The organism is Apilactobacillus kunkeei DSM 12361 = ATCC 700308 (assembly GCF_001281265.1).
Lineage (GTDB): Bacteria > Bacillota > Bacilli > Lactobacillales > Lactobacillaceae > Apilactobacillus > Apilactobacillus kunkeei.
Genome location: NZ_JXDB01000009.1, coordinates 209,717 through 227,944 on the forward strand (window position 1 = coordinate 209,717; position 18,228 = coordinate 227,944).

Consider the following 18,228-nt stretch of genomic DNA (forward strand, 5'->3'; position numbering starts at 1 on the left):
TCAATCACCTTTCTTATACTTTACCATAACTGACGTAATATATGTGATATCATTAAATAGTTGAATTTACTTTAGGAGATGATCGTTATTCGATCTGTTAATAAATTAAAAACGAGAATTATAGCATTAATCTTTGGATTGTTATTAAATGCTTTTGGAAACGCACTTACAATTGTATCAGGATGTGGTTCAGGTATCTGGACCGCCGCATGTGTGAACATTCATCAATTGTTTGGTGTCGACGTTGGTATTATGATTTTCACCTTTGGAATCATCAATGCTTTAACCAACCAAATTTTGATTAAACGCATTGATATTTTACGTTTTGTTGAAGAATTAATTTTTATCATTTTCTTCAGTTCATTCATTCAAATATTTACCAACTACTTTGAATCGCTTGGTTGGAATAATCTATCACTATACATTAGGGTGCCAATGGCATTAATCGGTGTCTGTTGCTTCTGTACAGCCATCTCACTATATCAACGTGCAAATATCTTCATGCATCCAAATGATGATACAACCAACATCCTTCGTTTTGATTATTTAAATGGTAGTGCAATTAAATCACAATTGTTAGATTTTGCTCCACCTATTACAATCATTTTAATCTGTGCGATTTTCTTGCATCGCATCTACTCAGTAAGCATCGGGACACTGTTCTCAATCGCATTTAATGGTATCTTGATTCAAACCGCAGATAAGTATGTTTTTCCATCCCTTAAGCATAACGAAAACATTAATACCCAAATTCAGAAACATTTAAAAAAATAAAAAGAAGCGTTTCATTATGAAACGTTTCTTTTTTTATGCTTTTTCCATTTTAGAATTAGATAAATCATAATTCCGCCAATTAATCCCATCCAGCTAAATACGGTAAGCCATAGTAAAGCTAGCAATATTGGCGTCGCATGATAGTACACTTCTAGTTTGTTATGACCCGGCTTTGAATTGACGATGACACTACCGATTTCGGTTTGCTTAACACTACTAATGTGTTTACCGTTTAAAATCAGCTTAGTATCATCATACTTAAAGATTGGTAATTGCATCGATTTGTTATCATCTGATTCATTATCCCAGGTTAACAATAGATGACCATTGCGTTTAATCGTCTTGGTCACTTCACCCTTATAATTGATGATTTGATCACCATAGTTACCATATGGATGATAATCAAAATAATTATAAGCCGTCATCTTATATTGCACCGGTAGGTAATCAGGCGTTGCTTTCGTTAACATCTTAAGGACAGCACCTGTATCATGAGATGACAAACTATCTCTGATGGCGTTGGTGTCTGTCGTTTGATAATGAAGATTATAATCATTTTGGACTACTTCAGGTGAGAAGAAATGGTGCACACCATTTCTCACTGACCCACCTGCATCATAAATAATAAAGAAAGTTAATATCAGCAATGCGTAGTTCTTAAATGCATTGACCCATTGCTTTTTAGAGGTATCATTAATCATGATTCCGGCACAAATTAATAACAAAATAAACGGAATCACAACAAAACGTCGTGGCATTTGAATTAGGTAAGAAATACTTGGAAACTTCTTATCTAGTGGTCCCCATGGAAATAACACTGATGAAATCCACATGAAGAATAATCCGGTAGTAAAGATAATCTTTCTAGATGAGCTAATCTTTTTAAAGTTAAACACAAAGTAAATTGCCACGATAATAAAACCAACTGAATAAATTGGTGGCAATACAAAGACATTCTTGCCAAACAATGCCACCGAATCCTCGTACATATCCAGTTGTGGAGCCACCCCTAATGCATGGTTGGTGAATGAAATTTGCATCATTCCATACCAGACATTGGCGGTCAAACATAATGTTAATAAAACTGACAACATAGCATTACGCCACATTTTCAGTTTTTCTTTACTATGAATCACACCATATATAAACATTGGAACTAGAGCCAATGCACCAGTTAGACTGCTCAACATGTGTGTTTGCAACAAAATTGACATTGGAATTGCTAGTTTTAATACGTTGATAGATTTGTAATCAATCATGTCAAAACCAGCCACTAATAGCCAAGGTAATAAAGCAGCTCCCCATCCGGTAAATTGCATTCCTACAACCCATCCCATAATCAAATAAGATGACATGTAAGCAATACCGACAAAGACTGCGTATATTTTCTTAATATTAGTCCTAATTGCAAGGTTATACATTGTCATTCCACTGACGCATAACGTTAACAACGAAGTGACAATCTGGTATCTAACCCAATTGCCAGTAATCAACAAAATTAATCCATTAAAATAAGCCGCTAATGGGCCATATAATGCATTAATAATCCTCCCTGACTGTTGGTATCCGTAAATGGATATGAAGTAACTCAAATGGCCAGTTTTTAGTTGCATTGCCGCATCATAGAACCGATTCATATGAAAAATAGAGTCAACCCCTAAAATATATGATCCGGTTACGATTTGCGGCAACATAATTAACACGGCAACCAGAAAGATTGTCATGTATGGCCAAAACTTAATCGCTTTTTTCATCGATATTCTTCCTTAAAAAATAATTTACAAATTCAATATTAACATATAAAAAAGAAGCGAACCTTAAAATCAGTCCGCTTCTTAGTATAATATAAATATTTTTAAACTTCGCTATGTTTATCAATCGTTAATTTACGATGTGACTTTTGTAAAATGAAAATTGCTAAAATAACTAATACTGCACCCACAATTTCAATAAAACTAATTGAAATTTGGAAGAAAATAATACTTAGGATAAATGTAACTACTGGTTGAGTTGCATCAACTAAACTAACAACTTCTGATGGTGCAAAATTCAAAGCATGTAGCAATAGCATGAATGGAAGAATCGTTCCAAATAGAATAATTCCACCAACTCCGAAAACGATACCAGTAGTTAAATGTGGCATGTTTATCCAGATTGGTTGTTTTAGGTTAAAGATAATACCCGCAATTAGCGTTCCCCAACCTAGAATTACCATTGGTGAGCTTTGACCAACGATAGGACGTGGTAGCACAACGTAAAGTGCAGCAGTTACACCAGATAAAATCCCCCAAATTAATGATTCAGGCGTAATTGAAAGAGACGAGAAATCACCCTTAGTTAGAGATAGTACAACTCCCGCCAAAGCGATTACGAAAACCATAATATCAATTGGTAATGGCTTTCTGTGTTGGAATACAATTGATCCCAATAGAATAAATAGTGGTGCTAGATATTGCAAAATAGTTGAAGCATTTGCGTTACCGGTTTGTACACTCATGTAGAAAGTGTATAGGTTAGCACCTAGACCAAATATACCGTAAGCAACAATGCAAATAAATGATTTCCATGACTTAAAGACATTGAAAATGTGTCCTTTATAAACAATTGCAGAAATAACTAACAACACAATTCCAGAAATCATGGTTCTAGTTGATAGGAACCAGTTAGCTTCCAAATGTTCTGTTTGAGATACAAATTGCAAAATCGTACCAGAAACACCCCAAAGTGCTGAAGCTAAAAAAGCCCAGAAGATACCTTTCATGACATTAGTCTCTAAAAGGCCTGTTTCGTTTTCCATATTTTCACCCCATATAAAGCTATAATTCCAACAGATGTAAACTCTTCTTACTTGAAACCTATAATAAAAAGATATCACAAGTGAGAAAACTTGAAAATAGAAAAAGACTATTTATACGAAATAATGCGTAAAAATAGTCTTTTTTAGACGTTCTATCTAATATCTGGATCCTTCTTATCTCTCTTTTGATGAGATCTTTGTAAGAAGTAAATTGACACGATAATAATGATTGCACCAAGTGCTTCAATTGGTGTTGGAATTAAGTGGAATACAATCATACTTAGGATGATTGTAACAACTGGTTCAACGGCATCAACAATACTTGACACTTCTGATGGAGCAAACTTTAAACTGTATAGAACAGCAGAGAAAGCAAAGATAGTACCTACTAAGATAACTCCACCGATACCTAAAACAATACCTGGTGTAATCTTAGGAGCATCTGACCAGAATGGGTGATAAGCGTTAAAACCAATACCAGCAATCAAAGTACCCCAACCTAGAACAACAAATGGTGAATTTTCTTTTGTTAGTGGCTTTGGAACTGAGTAATATACAGCAGCTGAAACAGCTGAAAGTAAACCAAAAATAACGGCAGTCAATGGAACAGATAGTTCACCAATGTGACCGTTAGTGATAATCAAGAATACCCCTACTAAAGCTAACAAGAATGAAATTACATCAGCCTTTAGAGGTTTCTTCTTCATAAAGATCAATCCATATAGCACAATAAAGATTGGTGCTAAGTATTGTAGAATTGTGGCTGTAGCAGCATTACCTTCTTGAATACTTACATAAAATGTTGACATGTTAACTGCTAAACCAAAAATTGCATAGATGAATAATCTAATGATCGATTCTTTTGACTTCCAAACATCAAAAACATGTTTACCAACGTGAATTGAACCGATAGCTAACAATAAAATACCTGCAAATAATGTACGAACTGAAATGAACCATTGTGTAGGAACTGCTTCGTTTTTAGCGACGAATTGCATGATAACTCCTGAGAAACCCCATAGGGTAGAAGCCATCGCAGACCAGAAAATACCTTTCATGACGTTTTCAGTCGTTGTATGTTGTTTTTCCATTTTTAAAACTCCCCGTTTATTCATAATAACGAAATTGTTATTACGATTTGTTTGATTGGCTATGTTTAATCCCATAACCGAAATAAATACATAATCCGCTAGCAAACCAAATAATTGCTAAAATCCATGTATCAAGTGGCAATTGAATTAATAAATAAATACATGCTACCGCTGATACAATTGGTAAGACTGGATATAATGGAACTTTGAATCCATCATTTTTTATATCTTTACGTTTTCTTAGATATAATATTCCAATTGACATGAACGTAAAGGCAATCAAAGTCCCAATATTAACTAAACTAGCTAATTTATCTAGCGAAAAGATACCACCCATCACTGCTATCACAATCGTTACGAAGATAACACTGTGGACTGGAACATTTTTCTTTGTGTCTATTTTACTCAATTTTTTAGGTAAAAGTCCATCACGACCAATGGAATAAATCAGACGTGAACTACTAAATACCATGTTTACCATCATAGTAAACATACCTGCTAACGCACCCAATGAAATTAAAATTCCAAGTTTGTCCAAGTGAATCATTTGTAGTGCAAATGTTACTGGATCCGAAACGTTTAATTTTGAATAAGGTACAATTCCTGTAAGAATAATTGAGACTAATATGTACAAGATTGTACAAATGATTAATGTACCAATAATACCGATTGGCATTGTCTTTTTAGGGTTCTTTACTTCACCTGCTGAGGCTGCAATAACATCAAAACCTAAGTAAGCAAAGAACACTAAGGAAGCCCCCTTGAAAACCCCACTAACACCAAATGGCATAAATGGATTCCAATTAGTTGGCTTAACAAAAAATGCCCCGGCAACTACAAAGACAATAATGATTGCAATTTTGACTATCACCATTATGTCATTTAAACGTGTGGATGATTTAACACCCCTGGTTAAGATCCATGAAATCAATAACACTATTAGAATCGCTATCAAATTAACATATGTGCCGTGATTCGGATCATAGTTAGCTGATAGTGCCTTTGGCATGTGGAGTCCGAAGTTAGCCAGTAATGATTGCAAATAAGCTGACCAGCTTGATGCAACAGTTGCTACTGAAAGCATGTATTCAAGAATCAAACCCCATCCGATAATCCATCCAGTAATTTCTCCGAAGATAACGTTACCGAATGTGTATGCACTTCCTGCAACCGGTAACGCTGATGAAAATTCAGCATAACACATTGCACAAAGTGAACATACGATTGTCGCAATTACGAATGAGAGAATAATTCCGGGCCCCGCGGTTGTTGCTGCAACTGTTCCTGGTATTACGAAAATTCCAGCACCAATAACAGCACCGATTCCCATCATGATTAAATCTTTAGTGTCGATAGTTCTTTGTAAATTTTGATCCCTATCGATGAACTTAGCCAATGATGTCTTACGATTCACCTTAGACAGAATATTCATAAAAATCCCCCTTTTTACATGAATAAATAAAAACCGCACTAGTTTCCTAACTAGTGCGGTAAAAAAGCACTAGAAAGAATAACTGCTTACCAGCCATTTTTCTAGTGCTTCCGAAGTTTTCATAGCGAAATAATCTCTTCTACGTACTATACTAAACAGCTAGTTCAGATTAAAGAAGAAATTATTATTATCTTGTTTTATTGTCAGAATACAACAAGTAGCCATGATTGAACCTCCAATTTTCATTCGTTCATTTATTTGTAATAATCTTACCGAAAATGTATGAAGAATGCAAGTTTTTTTATTTATTATTAGCTTTTCTTTCCTTTAATTCGGCGTTTAATGATTCCAAACGTTTATTAAGGATCAATTGGACTTGTTGATTTTTTCTCATATTATCGTTAGTCTTCTTAATTAATTCTTCAATCTCAGTATTAGTGTAACCAGACATCTGTTTTTGCATAATATAAGTATCTTGGTAAGCACTGCTTACGATATCGTAACCACGTTTTCCCAAACTAACTAATCCACCAGCTGCATCATGTAGACTAGGTCTTTGACTAAAGTGATCAATATGAGTCATTAGTTCACGACTAACAGTGTTGTTCCAGAAGCTAATCAATGAACCAGCAAAGAATGCTGTAAAGATGGTCATGATTCCAAATGGTCCTGAAACAATAATGGCAACAAGCATAAAGATAATATCTTGAGCACTTCTCACTTTTCTGTACTCAATATGTGTTTTTTCAGAAATGATTGGTGCCAGTGCATCATAAGGAGATACACCTAATTTAGTTGCCATATAGATTGAAGTACCTAATGTAAAAACTAAAATACCAACAATTGCATCGAAGACCATCATAGGAATGCTAATTTTACCAGGAAAAATCATCGAGTAAAAAGTACTGAAATATTCAATTTCATATCCTACTAATACCATGTTAAAAATGGTTCCTAATCCGATTTGTTTTCGATCAAAAATTAAAACAATAACGAATAATGCTAAGTTAGCAAATAATTGAAATGACCCCAATGAAGTCCCCAATTTGTTAGCCATCCCGGCATTCATAGCAGTAAATGGATCAATTCCGACATGTCCTGAGCGCATAAAAGCAGCTCCAAGAGCAATTAATGTAACTCCTATCAAGGACATAACTGCACGTAAAAATAAATCTAGCGGTTTGTTAATGACGTTTTTTGAGTTATCGTATGAAACGTTTTTCATAATTTTTATACCTTCTTATGTTTGTTTTTATTAATTATGATTGCGCTTTCATTATAACCCTTTTATGCTTCTAACTGAAATAATTTATACTAAAAAAAGAGACAATGGCAAATCCATCGTCTCTCATCCGTATTATTTTCATCTATTCTTTATCGTCAGATTGGCCATAAGTCAATTTGATCAATGCTGAGATTAGCATTGGAATGATAAATACTAGGATGATTAATCCAACAATTACCCCAATAGCAACTTGAATTAGAGTTAATACTCCTGATGGCATTAGAGCCGCAAAAGTACCACCTAAAATGATAGCTGCTGAGATAACTACCGTACCGATAACGGCACAGGCATGTTGAATTTGTTTTTCAGGTGTATCGTCAACGCTACCGAATTCACGATATTTCATCATCAAGAAGATACTGTAATCAACACCCAATGCGATTAGCATTACGAAAGTGAAGAATGGTGTGTTCCAAGTTAGGAACTTTTCACCTAGTACAGCAGAACTAATTAGCTTAGTGATGCTTAGTGATGAAATGTAAGCAATGATTAGAGTACCTAAGATGTAGAATGGTTGAAGAATTGATCTGGTAATAACCATTAATGCAATCATAATTCCGATAACCATGATAACTGCAGTTCTCAAGAAGTCGGAACTAGCGATATGGTGAGTATCTGAAGTAGTTGCGGTTTGACCACCAATTGCAACCACACTGTGATCTAATGAAGTACCTGAGATATTGTTGTATACCTTAGTTTGTAAGTTATCAACTTGGTTCATTGCACTTTCAGAATTAGGGTCCTTGTCAAGAACAACAGTAATCTTAGCGGTCTTCTTATCTGCTGATAGGTAAGTGTTAACTGAACGCTTAAATGTATCACTCTTTAGAACGCTTTCTGGAATGTTGAATGAATCAGAAGCTTGTGAGTTTGATAGAGAACTTAGGTAAGAATTAGCACTGCCCATTCCCTTTTCGATTTTATCTAAACCAACTCCAGCCTTCTTTAGCTTAGCTTGAGTTTCTTTCAATTGAGCGGCTAACGCCTTGGCATTGTCACCGATACCTTGGGTGTTTGAAGCAATGCCTTGTAATTGTGATTGTAAACCACTCATTAGTGTTTGTTGCTTAGTTGCGCTTTGTTGTAACAATGCACCTACAATTTGTAGTTGTGCTTGGCTTAATGGTTGACCCACTGAAGCCATCTTTTGTTGTAGTTGAGTCAATACAGCTTGACCATTGGTGCTACCAGTTTGACTACTCATTGCTTGAATATTCTTTAGGTATTGGCCAATTGTCATTGCTGATGAACCAATATCTTCCAATGGAGTAGCGTTAAATGATGAGTTCTTAGTACCTTGTTTGATGGTGCTAATCCCCTTCTTAGCTGTCTTCATCTTGGAATTTAGTGTTTCTAGTTGGTCGTTTACGTAAAGTTGATTAATTGGCATACCACTTGGTTGAGTGACTGATGCCACAGTCTTTACGCCAGATTGTTTACCCAATTGTTGGGTTAGTCGATCAATTTCATTCAAGTCTTTTTCGTTATTTAGCTTGTGATCGGACTTAATGTAAATAGTTGAAGGTTCAGCAGTACCCTTTGAGAAGTGCTTTTGAACAGTCAATAGTCCTTGTTTAGCAGGAACATTGTTTTGTAGTTCCACACTGTTGTCGTAGTTTAGGTTGTTCTTGTAAGCAGCCATGAATGGAACAGTTACAACTAGTACCAAGACGATAGCTGGAATCGCCCACTTGGTTGACTTGTTTGATAAGAAGCTCCATAGCTTGTTTTCACCTTCACCATCAAAGTTCTTTGATGGCCAGAAGATATTCTTACCTAGAACTGACATAAAGAATGGATTCAATGTTACCAATACAAGTAGTAATACGGCAACACCGACAGCTACACCAACGGCTGATTGGTAAATTGAGAACTTAGCTAGTGCTAAGGTTGCAAAACCAATCAATACTGATGTACCTGAGTATAGGATGGTCTTTCCGGCAACTTTTCTAGCATCGATAGTTGCTTGAATTTGATCCTTACCCCTGCTCAATTCTTCCTTGAATTGGTTGTATAACAAGATGTTGTAATCAGTACCAATACCGAATAGTACAACCACCATGAATACACGAGTGAAGTTTGAAAGTGGGAAACCAAAGTATTGAACAAGGTTCATAACAATGCTCAATGAAACGATGAATGAGACACCCACAGTCAATAGTGATACCAATGGCACGATTGGTGATCTAAATACAATAATCAATACGATTAGGATAAAGACAGCGGCGATAACTTCAGTCTTTTGAATTCCTTCTTGTGTTGAAACTCTAAAGTCATCGTTTAGGATATCTCCACCTGTAACGTAAGTCTTCACTCCAGAGGTCTTAACAGCATCCTTAAGTTGGTTGTTAACACTTTGGATTGAACGCTTTTTGGTTACGTTTAATTGCACAATTTCAGTGGTCTTATCCTTTGAAATTAATTGCTTCTTAGTGGCGTCGTTATCAAATGGTGCAGTTACACCCTTGATACCGTATTCGGACTTGTTGTCCTTTAATTTTTGAATCGTAGCATTGATTTTCTTTTGGTCACTTGAAGTGATTTTACTATTACCGTTGTTGAAAACTACAACTGTATCCATGGTATTACTAATACCATGACCCCAATGCTTTTGAATGGTTTCAGCGACTTGGCTTTGTGAAGTAGCTGGAATCTTAGTTTGGCCTTTTTGTGCAACTAAGTTAGACATGTTTGGTAAGAAGACTACACTTAGGATTACTACAACTAGCCATGCAATCAAGCTACCAGTATACTTCTTAATAAACTTTGGCATTTGAATTCTCCCCCTTATTTTTTAATATTAATTAAATCTTGAGGCGCTGTTCTTTGCGTCGTCTTAATGATTTCAGCAATTTCACTAGGAGACTCTGGATGGTCTTTACTCATCCAATAAACAACAATACTCATCAACCTATCCAAAATGATTTCCATCACATAATCTTTGGGAATTCCTGGGTGGAATTCGATTTCAGAAGGTGCAGCATGAAATGATTTTATGATTACTTCCTTAAACATCTTCTTAATTTTTCCGATTAAATATGGATCACCGTCCGGGCATAGTAAGGCGGACAATAATTTAGAATTTTGGTAAAAGTAATCAAGTGTCTTGATTACTAATTCTGATGGAGCATTTTCACTATTCTCAGAAAATGTTTTTAATTCTTCAGGAACAATAGCGTTTAAAATATCTTGAATCTCGTTCAATAAACGCGTTTCTGTCTTTGACAATAAATCAAACTTATCTAAATAATGAATGTAAAACGTACCGCGACCAATTCCGGCTGTTCTGGTTAAATCAGTAACATTTAAATTATTGAAACCCTTAGTATGAATCAACTCAATTAAGGCTTCAGTAATTTGGGACTTGGTTTGGATGGTTCTACGATCTTGTTTAACCATACCTACGTCTCCCCTCAAAAATCACTTTATCTAATAATTCAATTACATTATAAAAACAACGTGCTGAGAAAGTCAACACGTTGTTCATTATCTTTTTTATTTTTATTCGCTTTTATTTCCTAAAGCCAATATAAATACTGTACTTAAAACTAAAATCCCACCAATAACTTCTGCACCGTTAAAAGATGTATTAAGGAAAACAACAGCACCAATGGTAGCTGATAGTGGTTCAAACGTATCAAGCATCCCTGCCACTGTAGGTGAAACAAATTTCAAACTGTTGATGAAACAAATAAATGACATCATTGTTCCAAAGAAGACGATGAATCCGACTCCTAATACTGTTCCAAGAGTCAGTTTAGGAACATCGACCCAGAAAGGATGAACAAAAGTAAAGATAATACCACCGACTAGCATTGCCCATCCGACTACTACTAGTGTTGAAAAACGCTTCAATAGGTTTACAGGCAGCATGGTTTGAATTGCACCAGCTAAAGCTAACAATAGTCCCGCAGTTAATGCAGGAGTTGAAATAGCTAGCTGGGTTAAATGCCCTTTTGTAACTAACAACCATGTTCCGATTAGGGCAACCAACACGGCGGTTGCTTCGTACTTATTAGGCAGCTGATGATAAAAGATGGCGGTAAAGATAACAATTAGTACCGTTCCCAAGCTTTGTAGCACCGTTGCTGTTCCGGCGTTACTTAGGTTAACTGTCACTAGGTATAAGTATTGCACAGCAGCTAGACCAAATACGGCATAGGCAGCAAATACCCCCAAATTCTTTGGTTTCCTCCAAAGATCCATTACTGGTTCTTTTTTAACGAAGTTAGTGAATAAGAGAATCACAATTCCTGAAATACCCATCTTAATTCCCATTAACCATTCAGGTGATAGGTTATTATCTTGGAATAAAAATTGTGATACAGGACCTTGAATCCCCCAAAGAATCGCCCCAGTCACGGCAAGAATTCCACCGATTAATCTCTTTTGAGCTTGTGTCTTATTTTCCAATCCAATTCTCCATTTCTCTAGTTGTTTAATACCATTATAGGACAAAAGAAAAAGCGTTGTCATTAAAGACAACGCTTTTTTCTAAATAGTTAGTATCTAACTAGTCTTTGTAGTTAGCAGGAGAATCATCCCACTTATCTACAGTATCTGTCATTTTACCGGTAGTGTGCCATTCAAAATCAGGGTACCATAAACTACGCTTTTGCTTGTCGATACCTTCAATGGCCTTCATATCATCTTCTGATAACTTGAAATCAAAGATATCAGAATTTTGAATAATTCTTTCTTCATGTGATGACTTAGGAATAGTTACTACACCTTTTTGCCAATCCCAACGAAGAATTACTTGAGCAACTGACTTGTTGTACTTGTCAGCAATCTTCTTAATTGCTTCGTTAGATAAGGCTTCCCCACCACCAAGTGGTGACCATGCTTCTAGTTGAATTCCAGCGTGGTTATTGAATTCAAGAATTTCTTTTTCTTGGTTCACCGGATTAAATTCCATTTGGTTAACGGCAGGAACGATATCACTGTGGTCTAGTAGGTTTTGTAATCTTTCGTTATCGAAGTTTGAAATCCCGATAGCTCTGATTTTACCTTGACGGTATAGTTCTTCCATTGCTTTCCAAGTATCAATGTACTTGCCATCAACTGGCCAGTGCATCAAGTATAGGTCGATGTAAGTTAAATCAAGACGTTTTAATGTACCATTTAAGGCATTGATTGTACTTTCATAACCTTGATCACCATTAAATAATTTAGTTGTAATAAATAAATCTTTACGGTTTTGTCCGGTTGCAGCTAAACCTTCTTTAATTCCTTCACCAACACCAGTTTCGTTACCATATTGCTTTGCTGTATCAATTAAATGGTAACCCTTGATGATTGATTCCTTAACTGATTCTTTAGCACTTGTATTATCTGTCTTCCAAACACCTAAACCAAGACGTGGCATTTCAACGCCATTGTTTAGAGTGGTTGTTTCTTCAAGTCCTTCTAATCTGTTCATAGAAAATTCAGCCTCCTATTTCTTAATTTCTACTTAATGGTAAAGCTCATAGATGTGATTTTCAAGAAAAAAGAAATGATTATAATCAAATATAATTAAATATTAATCTTCGTATCCGTGTGGGTGCTTTTGAGTCCAAGTCCATGCACTAGCGATGATATCTTCAACGTTGTCATGTTGTGGTTTCCATCCTAGTATTTCACGGGCCTTAGTCGAGTCAGCAACTAAGGTACTTGGGTCACCGGATCTTCTTGGTGCATCTTCGGCAGGAATTTCCTTACCAGTTACCTTACGAGCAGTTTCTAGCATTTCTCTATTTGAAAAGCCAGTTGATGAACCTAGATTAAATGCTTCTGAGTCTCCACCCTTCATCAATCTGTCTAGGGCTAGGATATGAGCATCTGCTAGATCGACAACATGGACATAGTCACGGACGTTAGTACCATCCTTGGTAGGGTAGTCAGTACCAAAGATTTGTAGTTTATCACGAGTACCTTGAGCAACTTGTAAAATGATTGGGATTAAATGAGTTTCTGGACCATGGTCTTCACCAATTGATCCATCCATCTTAGCCCCACCAACGTTGAAGTAACGTAAAGCGGTGTACTTGATGCCATAGGCAACGTCAGCCCACTTCATCATCTTTTCCATCATTAACTTACTTTCACCATAAGGATTGGTAGGTACTTGAGAATCTGTCTCCTTAACGGGAATGCTTTCAGGTTCTCCGTAAGTCGCAGCGGTAGAAGAGAAGATAATGTTATTAACGTTATGTCTTTGCATTGCTTCTAATAGAGTAATCATTCCACCAGTGTTGTTATCAAAGTACTTCAATGGTTTTTCCATTGATTCTGGAACGATAGAATTAGCGGCAAAATGGATAATTCCATCAATCTTTTCGTTTTCGAAGATTTTGTCTAGGAAGTCCGCATCTCTGATGTCTCCTTCGTAGAACTTTGCGTTTTTGTTGACACTAGCTAAGTGTCCGGTTGCCAGGTTATCTGCAACAACAGCATCGTAACCTTTTTCAATTAAACGATCCACGGTGTGAGAACCAATGTAACCGGCCCCACCTGGTACTAAAATTGCCATATAAGAATGCTCCTTTTAAATTGCTTACATCTTCATTATCAATCAGAAACATTAAAAATTCAATAAATTCCATAAAAAAAGACGCGGTAGCATACCGCGTCTTTTAATTATTTTATTAGTCGTTTTCGTACTTCTTGAATACAAGAACTGCGTTGTGACCACCAAAACCAAATGAGTTTGAAATTTCGTAGTTAACTGGCGACTTCTTGTTGTCTTCGTTTACTAGTTCTACTTCAACTTCTGGATCGATGTTCTTAACACCGTAGTTAACTGGCATTTGTTGACGTTGTAATGCACCAACCATGATAACAGCTTCTAGTGAACCTGCAGCACCTAGAGCATGACCAGTCATACCCTTTGTACTACTTACCTTGATGTGGTCATTGTCAGCAAATACTTTCTTAATAGCTTGTGATTCAGCTGAATCATTAGCATGAGTACTTGTTCCGTGAGCGTTAACGTAGTCAACGTCCTTAGGATCAACGTTAGCATCCTTAAGAGCTAACTTCATAGCATCAACAGCACCTGAACCGTCAGGTCTTGGGGCAGTTAAGTGGTAAGCATCTGAGTTGGTACCATAACCAACAACTTCGGCTAAGATGTTAGCACCACGAGCCTTAGCATGTTCTAGTTCTTCAAGAACTAAGGTACCGGCACCTTCACCCATAACGAATCCATTTCTATCCTTATCGAATGGAATTGAACCACCTTCAACAGTTTCTGAAGTTGAAAGAGCAGATAGTGCAGCGAAACCTGCAATACCTAATTCGTTAACTGAAGCTTCTGAACCACCAGTAATCATCATCTTAGCTTTACCAAAACGAATGTAGTCAAAAGCATCACCAATAGCGTTAGTACCTGATGAACAAGCAGTAACGATTGCTTGAGAAGTGTTTCTAGCATTTAGGTTAATTGAAATGTTACCAGCAGCCATGTTAATGATTGAGTTAGGAACGAAGAATGGAGATACACGACCCGGACCCTTCTTTGACATCTTGATTGCTTGTTCTTGGATAGTTGTTAAACCACCAATACCAGAACCATAGATAACACCTAATTCATCTGGATCAAATTCGCCTTCTTTTAGGCCAGCTTGTTCCATGGCTTCATAAGCTGAGTATAGAGCGTAACGTGAGAAGTCATCCATACGTTTTGAGATCTTCTTATCGATACGTTTTAGTGGATCAAAATCTTTAACTTCAGCAGCTAAAGTAACACCAGTTTCTGAAGCATCAAACTTTGAAATTGGAGCAATACCTGTCTTTGAAGCAAAAATATTGTCTAAGAATGTGTTAGCGTCGTTACCCAAAGGACTAACGGCACCAATACCTGTAATTACAACACGCTTTTCCATAGAGTTATCCTCCTTATTTACGTTTTACGTCTGGAACGATAAATGTTAGTTGAGCTGAACAAGCTTTCTTGTCGCCAACGTAAGCAGTACAGTCAACTTGTCCCATGTTCTTCTTTTGTTTACCCATAGTAACTTCGAAACGTACAACGTCACCAGGTTTAACCATCTTTCTAAACTTAGCACCCTTGATTTCACCAAGGTAAGCAGTCTTATCCTTGTATTGTTCACTCTTCAAAATAAGAATTGAAGCAGTTTGAGCCATAGTTTCGATGATTAAAACACCAGGCATAACCGGGTTTCCAGGGAAGTGACCTTGGAAATAGTTTTCGTTGATAGTAACGTTCTTGGTAGCAACTACCTTTTCACCGGGAATTAATTCATCAACCTTATCGATGTATAGAATTGGGTATCTGTTTGGAATTAAATCCATAATTTCTGTTGTATTTAAAACACTCACAATAAGCACTCCTCATGTATAATTCAAAATTTTAACAATTAAACGTCTTTTATTAATCTAATTTATGATCCTAATCCAATAGGATTATTGATTACTTCTTCATCTAGTTTTGATATCTAGATGAACTAATCAACATAAATAAGTTTAACAATTGCCATACTAAGTTACAACGTACAAGACTCTTTTTATTACTTAAAATAAATAAAACGTTGTCATAGCAGTGTTTTACGTATATATCCTTATGTGACACATGGTTGAATGTATATCTATTTTGCCGTTTTTTTCATTAGAAATCATCTAATTATCATGATTTGATTCGTTTAATGTTTGAACATCCCATTACCCCGGAAAATCATTTAACGGCAGATATTAATCCTCATATGTAGCAAGGGTTCCAACGTAACCATCAGCTACCTCAATATCGGTTAATTTAATTTTACGATCTAATCGTTTAGCAGATTTTTTGGTATCAACATCGATGTCGACACTCTTAACCTTACCGGATAAACCAGTACCGACTAATTTTAATGCTGCTTCTTTGATTGTCCATAACTTAAGGGTTTCATCCCCTTCTACTGATTCGTTTAGATTACTTAAGTAATTTAGTTCATTATCAGTAAATGCACGAGTAATTCGTTTGTAAGTGTATGGACGCAACTTCTCAATGTCTACTCCAACCTCTTCATCAGAAACCGCTAAGATTACTAAATCATATGAGTTTGAAATATTATATTGAAATTGATTTGATTTTAGAAATGGTTTCCCATGATTACCATAATAGAATAGGTCGCCATGCAGTAATTCATCAATACTAATTCCCATGTAATCTGCCAGCATCAAGTTACCAACAATCGCTTGACGTTTGTTATACTTCGTAAAATCAACATCAGCCTTTTTGAAGATTTCTTGGTACTTTGGATTTTGAATAGAATCGATAAAAATTTCTGTGTTATTAAGCAAGTAAATGAACACCCTTATCAGCGTAAATCAAGTCACCAGTAACACCTGATGATAGGTTACTCATTAAGAATGTAGCAACATCACCAACTTGGTGGATGTCAACAGCTTCGCCATCAACAGTTCTTGCTTCTGATTCCTTCAATAGGTCACCGTGGTTCTTGATACCAGTAACGGCTAGAGTCTTGATGGCACCAGCTGAAATAGCATTTACACGGATCTTCTTAGGACCTAAGTCTGAAGCTAGATATCTAACATTAGCTTCTAGGGCAGCCTTAGCAACACCCATCATGTTGTATGAAGGGATTGCACGAGTTGAACCCATGTAAGTAAGAGTAGCAATACTACCTTGTGGGTTCATAACACGACTTGCGTAACGTGATACTGAGATTAGTGAGTATGCTGAAACGTCTTGAGCTAAGTTGTAACCATCTTTCTTAACATCAATAACGCCACCTTCAAGAGTTTCCTTGTCAGCGTAAGCAATAGCATGAATAACACCATCAATGTTACCAAATTTAGCTTGAATGTCTTGGAAAGTCTTTTCAACGTTTGCATCTTCAGCAACGTCACATTCAATCATTTCAGTTCCTTCTGGAACAAGCTTGTCTAATTGACGCTTTAATCTTTCGTTTTGGTAAGTAATGATAACTTTAGCACCGTTATCCATTAGTGACTTAGCACAACCCCAGGCAATACTACGCTTGTTAGCAACACCCATAACAACAATTGTTTTTCCATCTAATAAGTTTGACATTATGATTTGGCCTCCTAAAATATACAAATCAATTAAATTACATTAGTTGAATTTACGGTAACGTTCGTGACGTTGGGCCAATAATTCTTCTTTAGGTAATTTGTTAAGTTCATTAATTTTTTCAATTAAAGCTTCTTTGAAGTTTTGCATTGATTTTGCATCTTTGACTTCGGGAATAATCTTATCAATGATTTCATTGTCTAATAGTTCCTTTGGTGTAAGTTGCATTTGCTCAGCAGCTTCTGCTGCCTTACTTGAATCTTTCCACAAGATTGTGGCATAGCCTTCAGGTGATAGTACTGAGTAAATACTATCTTCCAAGGCCCAAACGGTGTCACCGACAGCAAGCGCTAAGGCTCCACCGCTTCCACCTTCACCTACGATAACACTGATATATGGCACTTTTAACTTAAGTCCTTGCATGATTGATTGAGCAATCATGTAACCTTGACCCTTGTATTCAGCATCCATACCAGGATATGCACCAGGTGTATTAATCAAGTTAATGATTGGACGGTTAAACTTTTCCGCTTGTTTCATCAAACGTAAAGCTTTTCTGTATCCAGAAGGTTCAGCTGAACCAAAATGTCTTTCGATATTTTCGTCAGTATCATTACCCTTTTGAATACTTGTAATGGTAACTGATTGACCAGCAATAGTTCCGATACCAGCATATACTGCAGGATCATCGCTGTAAGCACGGTCACCGTGTAGTTCCATAAAGTCATCAGTAATTCCAGCAACTAGGTCTTGGATACTAATCTTATCAGCACTTCTAGCCGCTAAAACACGATCATATGCTTTTACCAT

Annotated in this window: 16 protein-coding genes; 1 reads left to right on the plus strand and 15 read right to left on the minus strand. The window is 36.3% G+C overall.

The window, feature by feature from the left end:
• The first annotated feature begins 78 nt into the window (after nt 1-78).
• The gene (locus RZ79_RS05775; protein ID WP_282569714.1) at nt 79-774 is read left to right on the plus strand and encodes a DUF6198 family protein; all 696 of its coding nucleotides are present in this window, start codon (nt 79-81) and stop codon (nt 772-774) included.
• Between the two features lie 14 nt (nt 775-788).
• On the opposite strand, the gene RZ79_RS05780 is transcribed toward RZ79_RS05775, so the two are convergent.
• From RZ79_RS05780 to accA, 15 genes are all read right to left on the minus strand, one after another.
• Complete coding sequence (locus tag RZ79_RS05780) at nt 789-2,528, minus strand: glycosyltransferase family protein (protein ID WP_054450535.1); 1,740 nt, start codon at nt 2,526-2,528, stop codon at nt 789-791.
• 101 nt (nt 2,529-2,629) lie between these two features.
• The gene (locus tag RZ79_RS05785; RefSeq protein ID WP_053795802.1) at nt 2,630-3,571 is read right to left on the minus strand and encodes a DMT family transporter; all 942 of its coding nucleotides are present in this window, start codon (nt 3,569-3,571) and stop codon (nt 2,630-2,632) included.
• A 152-nt stretch (nt 3,572-3,723) separates the two neighbouring features.
• Nucleotides 3,724-4,662, minus strand: a complete 939-nt coding sequence (locus RZ79_RS05790; RefSeq protein WP_080997477.1) for a DMT family transporter — start codon at nt 4,660-4,662, stop codon at nt 3,724-3,726.
• Nucleotides 4,663-4,702: 40 nt separating this feature from the next.
• The gene (locus tag RZ79_RS05795) at nt 4,703-6,094 is read right to left on the minus strand and encodes an amino acid permease (RefSeq protein ID WP_054450537.1); all 1,392 of its coding nucleotides are present in this window, start codon (nt 6,092-6,094) and stop codon (nt 4,703-4,705) included.
• A 301-nt stretch (nt 6,095-6,395) separates the two neighbouring features.
• Nucleotides 6,396-7,319: a YczE/YyaS/YitT family protein gene (locus tag RZ79_RS05800; protein ID WP_080997478.1), complete on the minus strand. Its 924-nt coding sequence runs from the start codon at nt 7,317-7,319 to the stop codon at nt 6,396-6,398.
• Between the two features lie 142 nt (nt 7,320-7,461).
• Nucleotides 7,462-10,152, minus strand: a complete 2,691-nt coding sequence (locus tag RZ79_RS05805; protein WP_054450539.1) for an MMPL family transporter — start codon at nt 10,150-10,152, stop codon at nt 7,462-7,464.
• Nucleotides 10,153-10,166: 14 nt separating this feature from the next.
• Nucleotides 10,167-10,778, minus strand: a complete 612-nt coding sequence (locus RZ79_RS05810; protein WP_054450541.1) for a TetR/AcrR family transcriptional regulator — start codon at nt 10,776-10,778, stop codon at nt 10,167-10,169.
• Nucleotides 10,779-10,880: 102 nt separating this feature from the next.
• On the minus strand, nt 10,881-11,792 hold the full coding sequence (locus RZ79_RS05815; protein ID WP_054450542.1) for a DMT family transporter: 912 nt from the start codon (nt 11,790-11,792) through the stop codon (nt 10,881-10,883).
• A gap of 100 nt (nt 11,793-11,892) precedes the next feature.
• Nucleotides 11,893-12,801 (minus strand): aldo/keto reductase, encoded by a 909-nt coding sequence (locus RZ79_RS05820; protein WP_054450545.1) that lies wholly within the window; start codon nt 12,799-12,801, stop codon nt 11,893-11,895.
• A 102-nt stretch (nt 12,802-12,903) separates the two neighbouring features.
• Nucleotides 12,904-13,893 (minus strand): UDP-glucose 4-epimerase GalE, encoded by a 990-nt coding sequence (gene galE, locus RZ79_RS05825; protein WP_054450547.1) that lies wholly within the window; start codon nt 13,891-13,893, stop codon nt 12,904-12,906.
• A gap of 115 nt (nt 13,894-14,008) precedes the next feature.
• Nucleotides 14,009-15,247 carry a beta-ketoacyl-ACP synthase II gene (gene fabF, locus RZ79_RS05830; RefSeq protein ID WP_053792048.1) on the minus strand — a complete coding sequence of 413 codons (1,239 nt, stop codon included), beginning with the start codon at nt 15,245-15,247 and terminating at the stop codon, nt 14,009-14,011.
• A gap of 13 nt (nt 15,248-15,260) precedes the next feature.
• A complete protein-coding gene (gene fabZ, locus RZ79_RS05835; RefSeq protein WP_034532426.1) occupies nt 15,261-15,704 on the minus strand; it encodes a 3-hydroxyacyl-ACP dehydratase FabZ in 444 nt (147 codons plus the stop codon).
• A gap of 369 nt (nt 15,705-16,073) precedes the next feature.
• Nucleotides 16,074-16,664: a 4'-phosphopantetheinyl transferase family protein gene (locus RZ79_RS05840; protein ID WP_054450550.1), complete on the minus strand. Its 591-nt coding sequence runs from the start codon at nt 16,662-16,664 to the stop codon at nt 16,074-16,076.
• Entirely contained in the window at nt 16,657-17,418 is a 762-nt protein-coding gene (gene fabI, locus RZ79_RS05845) for an enoyl-ACP reductase FabI (RefSeq protein ID WP_041153065.1), read from the minus strand. The genes RZ79_RS05840 and fabI overlap by 8 nt, the downstream gene beginning before the upstream one ends.
• 42 nt (nt 17,419-17,460) lie before the next feature.
• Entirely contained in the window at nt 17,461-18,228 is a 768-nt protein-coding gene (gene accA, locus RZ79_RS05850) for a carboxyltransferase subunit alpha (protein WP_054450552.1), read from the minus strand.